This window comes from Dyadobacter fermentans DSM 18053 (genome assembly GCF_000023125.1).
Taxonomy (GTDB): Bacteria; Bacteroidota; Bacteroidia; order Cytophagales; family Spirosomataceae; genus Dyadobacter; species Dyadobacter fermentans.
In genome coordinates, this window is record NC_013037.1 from 1,212,979 (window position 1) to 1,229,872 (window position 16,894).

Here is a 16,894-nt window from a genome sequence, read left to right on the forward strand (position 1 = left end):
TAAAGAGCAAATACAAGGTCGACAAATTAGACTTTGACAAATTCATTTTAACGCAAAAACGGCGCTATTTATCAAAATAGCGCCGTTTTTAACCTTTGGTTAGTCGGTTTTCACACTCACGCGACGTCACAAATCTCTACGCATTGCTTCAAAGAAGCCAGCGGCTCGCGCTTCGGGATGAATTCTTGTGCGACGAATCCTTTGTACCCGGTGTCGACGATCGCTTTCATGATCGCCGGGTAGTAAAGTTCCTGGGTGTCGTCGATTTCGGCACGGCCCGGGACGCCGCCTGTGTGGTAATGACCAATGTATTTATGATATTGCTTGATCGTCGCGATCACGTCGCCTTCCATGATCGACATATGGTAAATGTCGTACAGGAGTTTGAAGTTTTCTGAACCAACCATTTCGCACAGACCGGCGCCCCAGGATGTGTGGTCGCACATGTAGTCGCGGTGGTTGACTTTGCTGTTCAACAATTCCATGATCATCGTGATACCGTGTTTTTCGGCAGACGGCATCAGGCGGCGCAGGCCGATGGCGCAGTTGCGCATGCCGTCGTAGTCCGACATGCCGCGGCGGTTGCCCGAAAAGCAGATCACCGTTTTGTAGCCGGCTTCCTTCAATTTCGGAAAAAGCTCCTCGTAGCTTTTCACCAATTCGTCGTGCAATGCGAGATCGTTGAATCCTTTTTCGATTCCCATGCCGGCGCCGTTAGGCAGCGCGCATGTCAGGCCGTACTTTTTCAGCGTCGGCCAATCCTCGGGTCCGAGTAGTTCGATGGACGTGATCCCGATCTTCTTACATTCCTGTGCGAAAGTGTCGAGCGGGATTTTGCCGTAGCACCATTTGCATACCGAATGGTTGATTTTTCCATTCAGTTTAGCACCCAAAACTGATTCGTTTTTGGCGAATACTTCTGTAATGGACATCATCCCTGCTGCGGCTCCTGCGGCCGTGCCGGCTGCTATATTTTTTAATGCGTTTCTTCTGGTTGACATATTATAATGTATTGAAGATCAGTAGTTAGGCAATGTCGCAAATGGTGACACCTTGTTTCAGTGAAGCGAGATCGTCACCCCGGCTTGGGACGAACTCCTGCCCTACGAAACCCTTGTAACCGGTTTCTACAATTGCCTTCATAATGGCCGGGTAATACAGCTCCTGCGTCTCGTCGATCTCGTGTCGGCCCGGCACACCGCCCGTGTGATAATGCGCGATGTACTTGTGGTACTTTTTAATGGTCGCGATCACGTCGCCTTCCTGGATCTGCATGTGGTAAATGTCGTACAAGAGCTTAAATTTCTCTGAACCAACGGCTTCGCAAAGGGCTGCACCCCACTCTGTCCGGTCGCACATGTAATCTTTGTGGTTGACTTTACTGTTCAGCAATTCCATCACCAGCGTTACATTATGCTTTTCTGCCGTCGGGATCAGCTTCCGGATGCCTTCCGCGCAGTTGCGGATCCCGTCATAGTCCGACATGCCGCGGCGGTTGCCCGAGAAGCAAATGATCTTGTCATAGCCGGCAGCCCGCACTTTTGGAATCACATCTTCAAAACCCTTGATCAGCTCTTCATGATTTTTAGGATCGTTAAAACCTTTGTCAATGCTTCGTGTGAGTCCTTCGCCCCAGGGCAAAGCGCAGGTAAGTCCGTATTTTTTGATAACCGGCCATTCTTCGGGGCCTAGCAATTCGATGGAGGTCAAGCCGATTTTCTTGCATTCCTGCGCAAAGGTTTCCAACGGAATTTTGCTGTAACACCATTTGCATACGGAATGATTGATTTTGCCGTTCAACTGTGGGCCAAGCGCTTCGCGGGACGCGGCGAAGGCTTCGGCAAGGGAGCTCGAAAACGTTCCCAGGCCAGCCGCAGCGGCCATATTTTTAAGTGCTTTTCTTCGATTTGAGATTGACTTCATTTAATAGTTAACTATCTGAAATAAAACAACTTGCTGATCAATGGAGCGGGTCACTCCCCCACTCTTCCCTGCCCGAACGTACGCTGGTATACGCCCGATGACATTGCCGATTTGCTTCCAGCCAATGCCATAAAAAAGTAGTGATGCTACCGGACTTCTCTGCTTTGGAAGCATCGAGGTCGACACGTAGCACCACTATCTTAAGCCTAATTAATTATAATCTACTCAAAAATTCACTGTATCTATTTTCCGCTTTTCGGGGCGCCGGATTCAGAATAAATCGGGTTGTTTTTGTTGCCACCGGCCATCAGATAAGCTACCAAATCTCTCAATTCGTTCGGGTTCAAACCGTTGATCAGGCCTGGAAGCATGATCGACACGGGCGATAATCTGGACGAAGCGACATCTTTTTTAGCAACTTTCCGGATCGTTTTCGGATCAAACGGGTTTTGCGACACATAATAGAAGTTGGCATCCTGGTTCACCTCGCGGCCTACGATCGACTGTCCGTCTTTCATTTGGAATGAGATCGAAGCATATTGGTCAGACACCGCCTTGTCGGGAATAATGATCGCTTCGAGCATGTCCTTCACCGAGAAGCGGGTTCCTAGCTGGGTCAGTTCCGGGCCAACGTCCGCGCCTTCGCCCTGAATGGCATGGCAGCGGCTGCAAAGTACGGCTGAGAAAATCTGCTTGCCACGCTCGAAATCACGGTTTGCCAAGCTGTCTTCCACCAGTTCAACGGCTTGTTCGACTTTCCATGCGCGGCCCGGACCCTTCGGCGTGTAAAGTTTTACCAGGTCGTTTCCGGTTCCTGTAAGTAGTTCAGCACCAGATAATTTGTTGTAATAGGCCACTTTGTCGCTTGGTACGTTTTTCAATGCCAGTTGACGGGCTTTGTCGATAAATCCAATGTAGCTGCGTCCGCCCTGGAAGCTGAATGCTTTGTGGAACCATTTGAAATACTCCTCACGCGTGGCGGTTGTCCAGCCGGTTTTGGCGCTGCTGAGCATGATCGCGTAGAATGTCTGCTGCTGTGGCGGCATTTTTTCCAATAAGCCTGCCAGGTCGAGACCGTATTGCGGGTTACGCAGGATCAGGTCGGCGGAGGCGGTTACCATTTCGTTATCCTTGTCGTCGAATTTCTCGTTTTTCGCGATAAGCGAAAGCGTTTTTTCGACCACTTTCGGTGCTTCGAGCGTTACCAGGATTTTGCTTAAAAATCTGTTTTGCAAAGCATTAGGAGATGGATATTTGGGATTCAGGTATGCAATCACCGCAGCTTTGGTGGCCGCATCAGGCTGGCCGGTGCGGTACAGGGTCACTTCTACGGCGCGCAAGAGAGCCTGCTTGTTCAGGTCGTCGAGCTTGGTGTAGTCGATCGTTGTCAGTTTTTTCAACAGCGGCCCTCCTACTTTCGTAGAATCGCCCTGGCGGCCCAGTGCGATGGCTGCGTAAATGATCGATTGCGGATCTTTTTCTGCATACACTTTGCTTTCCCACTGGCTAACTGGCTGGTGTTCAATCGCCAGTCGGGCTGCGTAGCGCAGGAAGCGGTCGTTGCTTTTCAGCAATGGCCATGCCTGGTCAACTGCTTTCGGGTCCTTTTTGGCATGGTATTCTTCGATCGCCGTGCGTTGCTTGTGCTCGTTCGTGATCACCGGCGTAGCCACGTTCGATCCCGGCGCAATGTTCTTGTAGTCACCATAATACACGCGGTACAGATCCGATTCCAGACGACGGCCACCTGTGAGGAAATACAATGCGCCATCGGGGCCAATTGCGCCGTCGGTCAATGGCAGCGGAGCGCCGGAAAGGAATTCTTCATGATCGGCGGTGTAAGTCGAACCGCTCGGTTTGAGGTGCAGGCCGTGGACGATACCGAAACTCCAGTCGAATGCAAGCAATGTATTTTTGTATTTCGCAGGGAAACGTGCGTCTTTCAGGTAAATCAGGTTCGTAGGCGAGCCCTGGCCGATGTTCATCACCGGTGACAGGAAATCCGCAAAAGCGGGCGAAGTGTTCGCCGAACCCGTTCTCCAACCGAACTCGCCGCCGCTTACCGCATGGCAAACGCGCGTCGGGCGGTACCAGGGCGTTCCGAAATCCCATTCCATATCCGAGTCGTAAGCGAAAAGATCGCCCGCTTCGTTGAATGCGATGTCGTAAGGGTTACGGAAGCCCGCCGTGTACAGTTCCCAGTTTTTTCCCTCGGGATCGGTGTGGGCAATCCAGCCGCCGGGCGCGTGACGGTCGGTGGCGTGGCCGCGCGGATCTTTAATAAACGGGAAAAGGTTGTCGTTTTTCCAATTCGGCATCAGGCGGTAAATGTCCATTTTCGGCAGATCGGTGAAGTTACCGGCCACCACGAAAAGCGATTTCTGATCGGGCGCCATCACAATGCTGTGCGGTCCGTGCTCGCCTTCGCCGGTGAGTGGTTTAATCAGCGTAATCTTGTCGTACTGATCGTTATTGTCCGAATCCTGCAAACGGTACAATCCACTTCCTTTCGGGAAGCGCGCATTTGACCGGTTGTTGATCATCACATAAAGGCTGTTGAATGCGTACAGCAAGCCGTGCGCGTAGCCCATTGCTACCTTTGCGGTATCGCCCTCAATTTTCAGCGCTTCCACTTTCGGCTTATCCGTCGAACCGATCGGCGGCAATTCCAGGCGGAAAAGGCTGCCGTATTGGTCGGACGTGATCATGCGGCCCTTATTATCGAATGTCATCGATACCCACGAACCGTTTTTCTCCTCCGACACGCTGTATAGGTGTTCAGCTTTGAAACCTTCCGGCAGTTTGAGTTTGTCGACCTTTGAGCCAGGCGGCCGGTGTTTGGCGGTGCGGTTGCTTAGCATCACTCCGCAAAAGACCCCTACGGCGAGCAGCACCGCGAGCGTCATAGGAAGTTTTAACCATTGTTTTTTAGTGTACATCTTACAGCTCAGAGTTTAAATAAATATGATTGATAAAAGGGTGAAGCACCGGAATGCCTAAGCGATGAGGCAGATATGTTCTTAAATAAAGGAAATTAAAACTTTAAATAATCTGATAAATACAATATTAGACCGAAACATCCGCGTGACTATCCTGTTGTGTGGGGTATTGGCCTGATAAGTATGCTAATAATGAAAAAAGTGCAGCGAGCTTGCGCCTGCTGCACTTTTTGTTCTCTCACATCTATCAGAAATGCGGCGTCAATGCGGCTTCAACAGCAGGCAGACCGTAGTAGTCGTCCAATACCGTGAATGCATTGCTCGGCGGCACCGCGTCGGCCGGGAAGTAGTAGGCTTGCGGATTGGCTTTCACCCTGGCGCCGTAGGCTCCGATGATCTCCTGCACGCGTCCGGTGCGGGTGAGGTCAAACCAGCGCTTGTTTTCAAATGCCAGCTCTACCCTTCTTTCTTTGAAAATCGCCTCGCGCATATCCGCCTGTGAAGCGGCTTTGGTAGCAGCCAATCCGGCACGGGTCCGCACCTGGTTCAGATAGGCGGCGGCGTCGGCAGGTTTACCCTGTTCGTTCAGCGATTCGGCGAGGAAAAGCAATACTTCCGCGTAACGGTACACGGGCCAGTTCTGGCCGGTATTGTTATGCAGCGAATGCGTGCGCGCGTACTTTTTAATGTAAGGATAAGTTTTGTTCTGAACCCGGCTTCCGCTCAGGGTCACATAGCCGATGGAAATATCCTTCCTCTTATCCCCCGTTTCGTAGGCCGCAATCAGGTCCGGTGTAGGAATGTTGTTACTTTCCTGCGACGTGCCTTGCGGATTGGATGTTCCGGTAATGGGCGCAATCTCCGTGGCGGTGATCGGCGACGGAATGAAACGGTAGATCTGGTTACCATTGTAACCCGCCGATCCTTCCATGTACTGGATTTCAAACAGCGACTCCTTGTTGTTTTTGTTGCCGCTGGTTGTCGAAAACGCGTCGTTGTAGTCGGGCATCAATGCGTACTGGCCGCTGGACTCGATTTCTTTCAGCAAAGTTTCAGCTGCCGGCCATTTTTTCTGGGTAATGTAAAGGTTTGCCAAAAGCATCTTTGCAGTAGCGGAAGTGACACGTCCGGGCTCCTGTTTTGCCTTATCGAAAAGGCCTGCGGCAGCTTCCTTGGCATCTTTCTCGATCTGCGCGTATACTTCTTCGGTCGATGACAAAGGCACAGGGGCATCGTCACGGCCGGTAACCGGAACCAAGTGCAAAGGTACTTTGCCGAACAGACGGATCAGGTCAAAATAGCAGAATGCACGCAGAAAGAAAGCCTGGCCTTTCAGGTTGGCTTTGGATACGGCATCGAAGTCGACCCCATCTATCAATGCCAGAATCTGATTGGCGCGTGCGATGATCCGGTAGTTCAGCCGGTATTGTACGAGCACGTTGTCGTTCGCGGTGACGCCATTGGCAGTCGGTACGGCAAAGTCCGCGACGTTTTCAGTCGGATCTACGGCTCCGTAGAGCGTATTGCGGGCGTAGTATGTATTATCCGAATGCATTTCTTCCAAAACCCACGCACGTTCGTTGTACATCTGGCGGAATGGTTCATATGCTGCATTTACGGCCTGTTTGAAATCACTCTCAGAGGTAAAGAAGTTGTTGGAGGTTAGTGCGGTTTCCGGGTTTACTGTCAGGAACTTATCCCCGCATCCGGTCACCAGGCCTGCGGCCAGTACCCAGGCCGCTATGTATTTTGTTTTCATTTCTATCGGAATTAAGATGAGCTGTTTTTACAAGTCGAGCTTAGAAGTTCAGGTTCACACCCAATGTCCAGGTACGTGGCACTGGGTAGTTTGAAAGGTCCACACCCTGGCTCAGGTTACCGCCATCACCCTGTCCGTCGCCTTGCGCGCTGGTTTCCGGGTTAGGTCCACCCCAATATTTTGTAAATACATACACCTGCTGAACGCTGGCGTAAAGACGGGCCGATTTGAAAAACTTATTGATTCCACCCAGGTTGTAACCCAATGTGATGTTCTTGATCGTGAAGTAAGACGCGTCAGCGAGGAAATGAGAGCTATTCCAGTCGCGTTCGATGCCGGTGTAATTACCCCCGTTGTTGGTAGCACCGTACATTCCCTTACCCGGTGTGATCACGGTTTGTGCTTCGGGCTTACCCGTTAGCGGGTTCGGGCCGTTTTTCACGCGGAAGCGGTCTTTCGCTCCGGCAACCATGTTGAACACCCCGTCGAGGTTGGCGGTACTGTACAAGTGGCGCACCCACAACTGGTTACCCTGCGAACCCGAACCTACGATGGAAAGGTCCCAGTTGCCGTAGCTCAGGTTGTTGGTGATACCGTAAGTGAATTTCGGGAATGGGCTGCCGATAATCGTGCGGTCGTCATTGTCGCCGCCGTTGGTGATTACCTTGTCGCCATTCACATCCTTAAACTTGATCGTACCGATTGCGGACCGGCCAGGGATGATGGGCGAACTTGCCACCTCTTCTTTGCTCATGTAGAAGCCCTCTTTGACCAAACCATAGAACTGGCCGAATGGCTGACCAACCTGCGTAATGTGGAAAGTGCCATACACGCGGTCGATGCCCGGAGCGAGCTCCATTACTTCGTTGCGGTTGAACGAGATGTTGGCGTTGGTAGTCCATTTGAGCTTGCCAACCAGGTTACGGGTGGTAACACCTACTTCGTGTCCCCAGAACTTGATCTCGCCAATGTTGTCGTTGTAGTTGCTGAAACCTGATTCCTGCGGCACCTGAACCGCATAGAGCAGGTTGGTAGTCCGTTTTGTGTAAAAATCGTAGATCAGCTGAATGCGGTCGTTGAGCAAGCCTACATCCAAACCAATGTCGAACTGCTTGGTCGTTTCCCAGCCCAAATTCCGGTTAGCCAGCGAAGTGATGGCTGCTCCGGTTGATACGTTCGAGCCGTTCACGATATTGATCGTGTTGCTCACGAGTCCGTATTGCGTGTAGTTACCGATGTTGTTGTTACCGATCACACCAAAGCTCGCGCGTACTTTTGCAAAAGACACTTTCGGGATCGACTGCATGAAATCTTCATCCGAAATAACCCAGCCAACAGACGCCGAAGGGAAAGTACCCCAGCGGTTGTCCGCCCCGAATCGCGAAGATCCATCCGCACGAAGGGCCGCGGTGAAGAGGTATTTGCCTTTATAGTTGTAGGTCAAACGGGAAATGTACGACATCAGCGCCCACTCATTGGCACCATTGAAAGTGTTGGAACCTGAAATACCATTCACGTTAAAACTACCCCCGCGGTCGATGTTGATCGCACCCTGAATGGTCGGCAGGCGGTCGTCGGTATAAGTGTTAGCTGTAATACGGTCAAATTCCTGGCGGAATCTTTGCAGGGTTACCCCACCGAGCAACTCGAAGTTGTGCTTTTCGTTAAAGCTGTGGTTGTAGGTTGCAAGGTTTTCGTTCAGCCATGAGAAGTTCTGATAATTCTGGCGGATCGAAACGGCTGTGGTCGGGATTGCTACGTTGATATTGCTGGTTGCCGTGGACGGGTTGAAGAAGAAGAACTTGTTGCTTTCCATCTCGACGTTCAACGTCGATTTCAGCGTCAGCCCTTTCACCGGGGTGTATTGCAGGTAAGTGTTACCAAGCAGCTTGTTGATCTTCGTTTCGTTGGTCAGCTCGTTGGCTGCACGTACCCAGTTCGGATAGGCAAAAATGTTACCGGTTGCGTCGGGGAAGCGGTTGAATTTAGTGAGCTCGCCATTTTCGTCGCGGATCGGCATAACCGGCCATGTGTGCAATGCATTGAAAAGCACACCGGTACCGCGGTCACCGTCGGTTCTGGGTGTGTTGTCGTACACAAACTGAGGGGCCAGGTTAAAACCGATTTTGACCTTCGAAGAAATGTCAAAATCGGTGTTCATACGCAGCGAGTAACGCTTGTAGTTGTTGTTAAGCACCACCCCTTTCTGATTGAAAACCCCTGCCACGAGGGAAGTTCTCATGTTTTCCTTATTCGAACTGATCGTGAGGTTATAGCTCTGAATGGGCGCTGTGCGGAGCATTGCATCGTACCAGTCGTTGTTTTTGCCGCGATAATCTTCGGGGCGTTCGAATTCCTTGGGTACGGGGCGGTTCTCATCTTCGAACGACTCCTTCTTGAACTGCGCGAATTCTTCGGCGTTCAGCATTTTAATGCGTCCTCTCATCGGGACTTTCTGGATACCTGCGAATGCGTTGAGGCTGATGGTCGTTTTGCCGGGCGTGCCGCGTTTGGTCGTAATCAGTACAACGCCGTTTGCCGCACGCGAACCGTAAAGGGACGTCGAAGCGGCATCTTTCAGGATGGTAATGTCCTCGATTTCATCGGGGTTCATCTGGCCGATGGTGCCGGTGATCGGGAAACCGTCGATCACGTAAAGCGGGTCGCTACCGGCCGTTACCGATACCTGGCCGCGGATACGCACGGCCATTCCCTGCCCTGGCTTACCGGTCGTCTGGTTGATCTGCACACCGGCAAGCCGTCCTTGCAGCTTTTGCGTCACCTGCGAAACGGGAATGTCTTTCAGCTCCTCGCTTTTAACGGTTTGCACCGCTCCTGTGATTTCTTTTTTCAACTGGCTACCGTAACCCACCACCACGACTTCAGTAAGTGCCTTGGCGTCGGTTGCGAGTTTAATGTCAACGGTCGAGCCCGCGCCTACCGGTACTTCCTGGGTGAGGAAACCCACGGAAGAAAAGATGAGAACCGCTCCATTGTCCGGAATAGTGATCGAATATAATCCATCCGCGTCGGACACTGTTCCTATGGTGGTGCCTTTGAGCACAATGCTCACGCCCGGCAGTTTTTCACCTGTGTCGTCGGTCACTTTCCCTTTAATCGTCCGGTCGACAGAGAACTTACTGTTTATCGTCAGCGGATTAGGGTTGAAACTGTTATTGGCCATGACATTGAATCCGCATGCCACCCCGATGAGCGCCTGGCCCACAGAAAGTTTCAGGATCGAATTCAACCTTGCACAATAAGGAGATTGTCGAAATTGATTCATAAGCTTCTTTTTTAGATTTAGTAATTAGCAGAGGCCCCGAACAACCATTCGGAACACCCGGGGAAGATTGGGTTAATCGGTTAAGCTTCGTATTCTCATAGTAATCGGTTTAAGTGAACAATGGTCGGAACTGAAAGGCTGTGAATGATTGATAGCGTCCGAAAATCCTGCCGGGCTGAGCAAACAACCGCGACTCCCCATGCACCCGATGCCCGGAAGCGGAATATTCAGTGTTGATGAGGACTTGGAATCCTTTAAGAAATAAATGTCTTATTGACGTGTAAAAGACAATTATTCATTCTTAAAGTAACATTTATGCAATAGTAGAAGGAATGCAACAACAGACTGTCCTGCTCTGTCTGGTTTTAAACAATATTTCGTTTACAAGAGTTTTTTGGATATATCGGGTATTGAAGTGGCTTGTTGCCTGGCTGAATTTCGCATTACTTGCTGTTTTATCGGAAGTTTTTTTCCGAAGCGAAAATTGGAATAGGTTAACTGCTCGTGTTGGGAATATACCGTTAAATCATTCTCTTGTACCCGATGGGTAAATTAATGGAGTTTCCTCTTATAATTATCTCTTCATTCAGGTTTGCTCTGATAACCACAGCCCTACCCTATGCTTTTTAACAGTTTCGAATTCCTCGTGCTGACGCTGGTGACGTTTGCAATCTACTATTTGCCGCCATTCCGGCGCGTTCAGGTGGCTATCCTCATTGTAGCGAGCCTGGTCTTTTACGGTTATGCCAACCCGACGCTCCTTGCGTTATTTCTCTTTTCGGTGCTGATCAACGTGGTTTCCAGTTACAGCGTCGTATACGGGAAACTAAGCACGCAAAAACTAGTGCTTACCATTGGGGTCGTTTTTAACCTGGGAATTCTCGCCTTCTTCAAATACAGTCCGCTGGTTGGCAACACGTTTTTTAATGCAGAACAGGGAATCGGTGCGTGGCTGGTGCAGATTCCTTTGCCGGTTGGGATTTCCTTCTTTACATTCGAAGGGATCAGCTTGCTGGTGGATGCCTACCGCGGCCGGGAAACTACACGCACAGAGGGCGTTGTGCCACCGTCGCTGGGCGCGCATGCAATGAATACTACTTTTTTCGTCGCCTTTTTCCCCCACCTCATTGCCGGGCCTATTTTGAAAGCCCACCATTTCATTCCTCAAATCCGGCAAAAGTTCTATCGTGACATTCCCTGGGAGTTCTGCTTTCGGAACCTCGTCACAGGTTACTTCCTTAAAATGGTAGTGGCCGACCAGCTTAGCCAGCAAACATATTGGATTCAATATCCCTATTTCGAAGTGCAGTCGTCCCTCATGCTGATCGTTCTACTGTTCGGCTATTCTATACAGATCTTCGCCGACTTTGCGGGTTACTCATTAATCGCACTGGGTGTAGCCGGGCTTTTCGGGTACCGACTCGAAAAGAACTTCGATTTCCCGTACATCTCCACATCGTTCTCCGAGTTCTGGCGAAGATGGCACATATCGCTTTCGACATTTCTGAAAGAGTACCTGTATATCCCGCTGGGTGGAAACCGAAAAGGGAATGTGCGTACTTATATCAACCTGTTTGTCACGATGTTGCTCGGCGGGCTGTGGCACGGCGCCGCGTGGAGCTATGCGATTTGGGGCATGTTTCATGGCGGGGCATTGGCGATTGAGCGATTGATCAAGGATTTGTACGGCCGAAAACAGTCTGAGCCGCCCCGGGTCCTGCGAATTCTTTCGGGCGTTTTCGTTTTCAGCCTGGTTACGTTTGCATGGCTGTTCTTCAAGCTTACCGACATTTCCGACGTGGTGAAGTACATTGCTGCCATTAAGCATAATACAAACATTGCTTCAAATAAAACCCGCATCCTGTACATTATCGTCTACTCGTTACCGGTAGTAGTATATCATTTGTTGTATCTGAGTAAAAATCTGCAATCGGGCGCGCTGCGATGGCAAAGGCTGGAACCACTGGTTTACGGATTGATGCTTTTCATGATTGCCACCAACTGCGGGATCGGTGGTGAGTTTATTTACTTTCAGTTCTAGCATTTACTATGAAAAAGTCTTTACTGTTTTTCGTCGTTCTCGTGCTCGCGTACGAAGTGCTCGTCCGGAATGTAGATATTTGGTGGACCATCGGGCAGAATCAATGGCATACTAATCGCATGGTTGCGGATGATTTTCTTTATGGTACTGACAAATATCCAAGTGTGATGGTCGGTTCTTCCCTGGCGGCGCGCTTGCGGGGCAAAATCGCCAAGGACAGCCTGCCATCGGATATGTGCAACCTTGCGTTGTCGGGACAATCGGTGTTTGATGGGTTGCTGATCTTAAAGCAATCCGGATATGTGCCTAAGCACTTGTACATCGAAACCAATGTAATTGAACGCAGCGAAGACGCAGGCCTTCAAAAAGCGCTTTCTCTGCCGGTGATGGCAGGTATTAAAACCTATTTAAAATCGTGGCGGGATAGCTACCAGCCGATGGAGGTCCTGGTTCGATATCGCCCGCACAAGCCGAGCGATGCGGAGATACTCCGCGAGGCTCAGCCCCCGAGAGATGAACGCGGCTACCGGACCATGTTGGATATTCAACTTGAAAAAGGCAGCATTCCGCTCGATGATAAGGTATTGAAAGGCCAAATTGAGAAGTTAAAGGCGCTCGTTACCTATTTTCAACAAAAAGGTACACACGTGACATTGTTCGAAATGCCGATCGACCCTGCGTTGTGTTCCATTCGCAAAGTGTCGCAGATAAGAAATGAGGTAAAAAAGGAATTTCTGCCGCTGGGATGTGATTTTATAGCAGTGCCCGATTGTAACAATTACCGGACGACGGACGGTGTGCATTTGGACATACCGTCCGTTTACACTTATCTCAGGTATTTCAGGAACGCCATTGCAAAGCGTTCCTGAAATGGTTTGACTATATCAACAATTCCTTCACCGCCAGCCCCTTACCATCCGGTGTCGTGTAGAACGGCCGCTTTTCGATTTCATATTGCGTGTCCGGCGGAATGCCGAGCGCGTGGTAGATGGTTTGGTGAACGCCTTCGATCTTGATCGGGTTCTCAATCGTTTTGCATGGGCGTTCGTCGGCGGTTTTGCCGTATACAAAGCCCTTTTTAATGCCGCCACCGAACATGAGCATGGAACAGCCGTCGGTGAAATGGCGGTGCATGCCGTAGAATTTGAGGTCCGAAAGGATGTCCGGCTGCGCTACCTGTTCCTTCACTTTCGCATCCGGGCGACCTTCCACCATCATATCACGGCTGAATTCGCTCGCGAGGACAACCATAGTGCGGTCGAGCAGGCCTTTTTCATCGAGGTCTTTAATAAGCTGGGCCACCGGACCGTCGATCTGCTTTTTCATTTCCTGCAAACGCGTATGACCATTTTCGTGCGTGTCCCAGCCTTTGAACGGCTCATATTCGGTGGTCACGCTGATGAACCGGGCACCTTGTTCGGTCAGGCGGCGTGCGAGCAGGCAACCGAGCCCGAAGCGGCCGGTGTTATAAATGTCGTAGCTTTTCTTAGGTTCGGTGCTGAGGTCGAATGCTTTGGATTCCGGCGAATTGAGCAATGCATAAGCCTGCTCCATGGAGCGTTTGAGGGATTCGCGCTGGTAGTCGCTGCCAAATTCCCCCACCGGGCTGTTATTGATCAGCTCGTTGTACAGCTGGTTTCTACGTTCAAAACGCTTCGCATCCATGCCCACGGGTGGACGCACGCTTTCGAGGCCCTGGCTCGGGTCGGGGATAAAGAACGGTCCGAACTCGTTGCCGAGGAAGCCCGCCGTATGGAATGCTTTCAACTCTTCGGCCTCGCCTACCGTGAAGCGCTGACCGATGTCCACGAATGCGGGGATTACCGGATTTTTGGGTCCCAGCTCCTTTGCAATCCACGAACCCATATGCGGTGCGGCCACCGTTTGTGGCGGCTCGTAGCAGGTATGCCAGTGGTACTGGTGCCGCGAATGCAGGATATGTCCCATGTCGGCCGCCACGTAAGAGCGGATGAGTGTTCCCTTGTCCATCACTTGCCCTATCGATTGCAGGCCTTCCGAAAAATGGATGCCGTCGAGCTTGGTAGGAAGCGATTTGAATGTGCTCAAAACACGGTTTCCTTCCATGTCTTTTTCGAATGGCGTATAGGCTTTGGGGTCGAAAGTTTCGGTGTGCGCCATACCGCCCGCCATCCATAATAGTATCACCGTGTCCGCCGTCGAATCGGCTCCCGCTTTACCCCGGCACGAGGTTAGCAGGTTTGATACGGGAGCTCCCGCTGCCAATGCAGCCATCGTGGCCGCGCTGGCGCGTTGCAAGAACTCTCTCCTACTCCATTGGATATTCATGTTTAATATCTTTTTAAATAGCTGTATTTCAATAATTTGTCTTAATACACATATGATACTTTAAATACTTTTTATATTATTTTAAGTATTATATAGTTAAATATTTTGATACTTTACAAATTTTTAAACTGTATTTAAAGTTTGATAAGTTTGATATGTTAAATACATTATGAATGTATCATTCTTTTAATATATCAACTGAAACTCCGGCACGAGTGCAATCGCCCACACGAGGTCCTGAATCCCTTCTTCACTAGGCTGTGGACCGAGGATCTTTTTGGCGGCGGCCAGTTCCTTCGGCACCGGCGCCCTGCCCAGCGCCTTCCGGTATAGCGCCGTCACGAGCGAGTCGGATGTCGGATATTGCGATTTCCAGACTTTCGATCCGGCTTTAAGCGTTTCCGTGAATTTTGAACCGTTGGTGAGCTCCAGTGCTTGCAACAGGTTCGCCTGAGACGTGCGGCCTGTGCTCACCGTTTCGCGGTTCGGGCGGCCGAGTGACGTCAGGAATGGATCGTTCTTCACAAATGCCGCGCGCGGGAATGGTAAGCGCTGCTTGATGTCTTCGGGAAGTTTCTTTGCCGCAATGGATGTGTCGCCGTACATCGGGATGAAGCTCGTGCTGATCGCGTCGGCAAACTGCTCGGCGGTGAGTCGCCTGCGTACCATGCCTGTAAATTTGTAATCGGCCGCGGCAATGTCTCCCGCCTCTTTCACAGACGAAGAAGGCAGTTGGTAGGTTTTGGAAGTGACGATCGTGTAAATGAGTTTTTTAACGTCATAACCATTGGTCACAAAATCGGAGGCCATCCAGTCGAGCAGGTCCTGGCTCCATGGCAGGTTATCCATCGCATCCACCGGCTCCACAATTCCCCGGCCCATCATTTGCGCCCACACGCGGTTCACCAGCGTTCTGTACAAGCGGCCGTCTTTGGGTTGGACAAGGAAATCGGCAAGTTGGCGCAGGCGTTTTTCCGTGCTGGCATTCACCTCGATTTCGCCCAGCTCCGGATAAAGGACGCGGGTACCCGCAATTTTACCGGTCGGTTTGTCGCAGCGGTTGATTTCCAGCAATGTGTCGGCGAATATGTTTGCGAATGCGTAAGCGTCGGCCAGTTTCCAGTCGCTGATGAAGCTGTCATGGCAGGAAGCGCATTTTAAATTCAAACCCAAAAACACTTGTGCCACATTCTGCGCGGCCTGCATTTCGGTCCGTTGGCTGGAATTGATTGTTCCCCGCCATTTGATCCCTTTGATAAAGCCCTCCGATTCCTTGTCCGGGCTGATGAGCTCCTTCACAAACCAGTTGTATGGCTTGTTGTCCAGCAAACTTGCATACAGCCATTTTGAAATACTAAAACGGCCACCGGTAATATAGCCCGTTCCGTCATAGTCGTTTCTGAGCGCATCGTTCCAGAATGTCATCCAGTGTTGCGCATAGGCGTCGTTTTGCGCCAGCAGTTCTTTGGCTAAAAGTTCCCGCTTATCCGGCCGGGTGTCGGCTACGAATGCATCCACCTTTTCAGGAGCGGGCAGCAGCCCGACGATGTCCAGAGACACCCTGCGGATATAGGTCCGATCGTCGACCACCGGTTTCCATGCGATGTTGTTTTTTTGAAAATAAGCATTCACAAAAAGATCGACCGGCTTGCTTAGCTCCGCTGTGGCCGCAGGAACTGCCGGTGTGCGGGGAGCAAGTTCGGCTACGCGGTAAATGCTTTTTTCCTTGCCGTCCGGCCAGGGTGCACCTTTTTCAATCCAGAATTCCAGGAGTTTGATCTCCTTCTCGGTCAGCCGCTTGCCTTTGGTGGGCATGGCCTCCTTGTGGCCTTTTGGGAGTGAAATCCGCCGGATGAGTTCGCTTTTATCGGGGTGGTTTGGTACCACTACCACACCGTGCTCGCCGCCTTTCATGATGACATCTTTGCTGTCCAGCCGGAGATCGCCTTTCATTTTTGTCTCGCTGTGGCAGCTGTAACAGTTGTGCGCCAGGATCGTCCTGACTTCCACATTCACATTCTGAATTTGTTCGGGGGTTAATGCGCCGTTGTTGGTGAGTACGAAGTCGGCCTCGGTGTCGCCTTCCGGTTCCACGGTTTCGTTGCCCGGGAGCACGCTCGTGAGGTAATCTTCGCCGTGGGTGAGCATGGCGCCATAATGCCCTGCAAACGAAACGCCGAAAACGGTCGTCAGCAGCAGGCCGCGGAACAGTCCGCGGTTGCCGGAGCGTAATGTAAATGCCGTTGCCAGGGAAAGCACCATTGTGGCGATCCCCGCCCAACGGTGGATTTCAAGGTTGGTTCCGCTGGAATCCTCGGAGCTGGCGAGCAGTAATCCGAACACCACGGCAACTACGGCGCTGCCGGCGCTGATCCACGTGATAATGCGCGTTCCGTCGCGCAGGACGGTCGACTTATGCTTCCAGTCGATAAGTTCAAAAAGCAGTGCAATGCCGAGAAGTCCAATGGGAAAGTGAACCAGTAAGGGGTGCAATCGTCCTAAAAATTGCCAAAGCCAGAAAGTTTCGGTTGCTTGGAGTAACACAGTTCAAGGGGTTAGTGGTTTAGGAATGTCAGCCGGGACGTTCCGCAATATCATACAATACTAAGAGGTTGTCAGGAAGAAAGTATCCTGTTCTG

At 51.1% G+C, this 16,894-nt stretch carries 9 protein-coding genes; 2 read left to right on the plus strand and 7 right to left on the minus strand.

All coding sequences use genetic code 11. The features are described 5' to 3' along the window. Positions 1-116: 116 nt before the first annotated feature. The 5 genes from DFER_RS05080 to DFER_RS05100 form a co-directional block, all read right to left on the minus strand. Complete coding sequence (locus DFER_RS05080; protein ID WP_041734754.1) at positions 117-1,001, minus strand: hydroxypyruvate isomerase family protein; 885 nt, start codon at positions 999-1,001, stop codon at positions 117-119. A 25-nt stretch (positions 1,002-1,026) separates the two neighbouring features. Continuing rightward, positions 1,027-1,884 carry a hydroxypyruvate isomerase family protein gene (locus DFER_RS05085; protein ID WP_015810536.1) on the minus strand — a complete coding sequence of 286 codons (858 nt, stop codon included), beginning with the start codon at positions 1,882-1,884 and terminating at the stop codon, positions 1,027-1,029. Between the two features lie 281 nt (positions 1,885-2,165). Beyond that, positions 2,166-4,862 (minus strand): c-type cytochrome, encoded by a 2,697-nt coding sequence (locus DFER_RS05090; RefSeq protein ID WP_015810537.1) that lies wholly within the window; start codon positions 4,860-4,862, stop codon positions 2,166-2,168. A gap of 247 nt (positions 4,863-5,109) precedes the next feature. Further along, positions 5,110-6,621 (minus strand): RagB/SusD family nutrient uptake outer membrane protein, encoded by a 1,512-nt coding sequence (locus DFER_RS05095; RefSeq protein WP_015810538.1) that lies wholly within the window; start codon positions 6,619-6,621, stop codon positions 5,110-5,112. 40 nt (positions 6,622-6,661) lie between these two features. Then, positions 6,662-9,907 (minus strand): SusC/RagA family TonB-linked outer membrane protein, encoded by a 3,246-nt coding sequence (locus DFER_RS05100; protein WP_015810539.1) that lies wholly within the window; start codon positions 9,905-9,907, stop codon positions 6,662-6,664. 619 nt (positions 9,908-10,526) lie between these two features. Here DFER_RS05100 and DFER_RS05105 point away from each other — a divergent pair. Together DFER_RS05105 and DFER_RS05110 are read left to right on the plus strand one after the other, a co-directional pair. After that, on the plus strand, positions 10,527-11,948 hold the full coding sequence (locus DFER_RS05105) for an MBOAT family O-acyltransferase (RefSeq protein ID WP_015810540.1): 1,422 nt from the start codon (positions 10,527-10,529) through the stop codon (positions 11,946-11,948). An 8-nt stretch (positions 11,949-11,956) separates the two neighbouring features. Then, positions 11,957-12,817, plus strand: coding sequence for a hypothetical protein (locus DFER_RS05110; protein ID WP_015810541.1), 861 nt, complete (start codon positions 11,957-11,959; stop codon positions 12,815-12,817). A 10-nt stretch (positions 12,818-12,827) separates the two neighbouring features. Here DFER_RS05110 and DFER_RS05115 read toward each other — a convergent pair whose 3' ends face one another. Further along, entirely contained in the window at positions 12,828-14,255 is a 1,428-nt protein-coding gene (locus tag DFER_RS05115; protein ID WP_015810542.1) for a DUF1501 domain-containing protein, read from the minus strand. Positions 14,256-14,441: 186 nt separating this feature from the next. Further along, positions 14,442-16,748, minus strand: coding sequence for a DUF1549 domain-containing protein (locus DFER_RS05120; protein ID WP_015810543.1), 2,307 nt, complete (start codon positions 16,746-16,748; stop codon positions 14,442-14,444). Positions 16,749-16,894: the final 146 nt, after the last annotated feature.

Coding starts and splice junctions, on each gene's coding strand:
- DFER_RS05080 (WP_041734754.1), bottom strand. CDS start 1,001: ATGTCAACCAGAAGAAACGCATTAAAAAATATAGCAGCCGGCACGGCC.
- DFER_RS05085 (WP_015810536.1), bottom strand. CDS start 1,884: ATGGCCGCTGCGGCTGGCCTGGGAACGTTTTCGAGCTCCCTTGCCGAA.
- DFER_RS05090 (WP_015810537.1), bottom strand. CDS start 4,862: ATGTACACTAAAAAACAATGGTTAAAACTTCCTATGACGCTCGCGGTG.
- DFER_RS05095 (WP_015810538.1), bottom strand. CDS start 6,621: ATGAAAACAAAATACATAGCGGCCTGGGTACTGGCCGCAGGCCTGGTG.
- DFER_RS05100 (WP_015810539.1), bottom strand. CDS start 9,907: ATGAATCAATTTCGACAATCTCCTTATTGTGCAAGGTTGAATTCGATC.
- DFER_RS05105 (WP_015810540.1), top strand. CDS start 10,527: ATGCTTTTTAACAGTTTCGAATTCCTCGTGCTGACGCTGGTGACGTTT.
- DFER_RS05110 (WP_015810541.1), top strand. CDS start 11,957: ATGAAAAAGTCTTTACTGTTTTTCGTCGTTCTCGTGCTCGCGTACGAA.
- DFER_RS05115 (WP_015810542.1), bottom strand. CDS start 14,255: ATGAATATCCAATGGAGTAGGAGAGAGTTCTTGCAACGCGCCAGCGCG.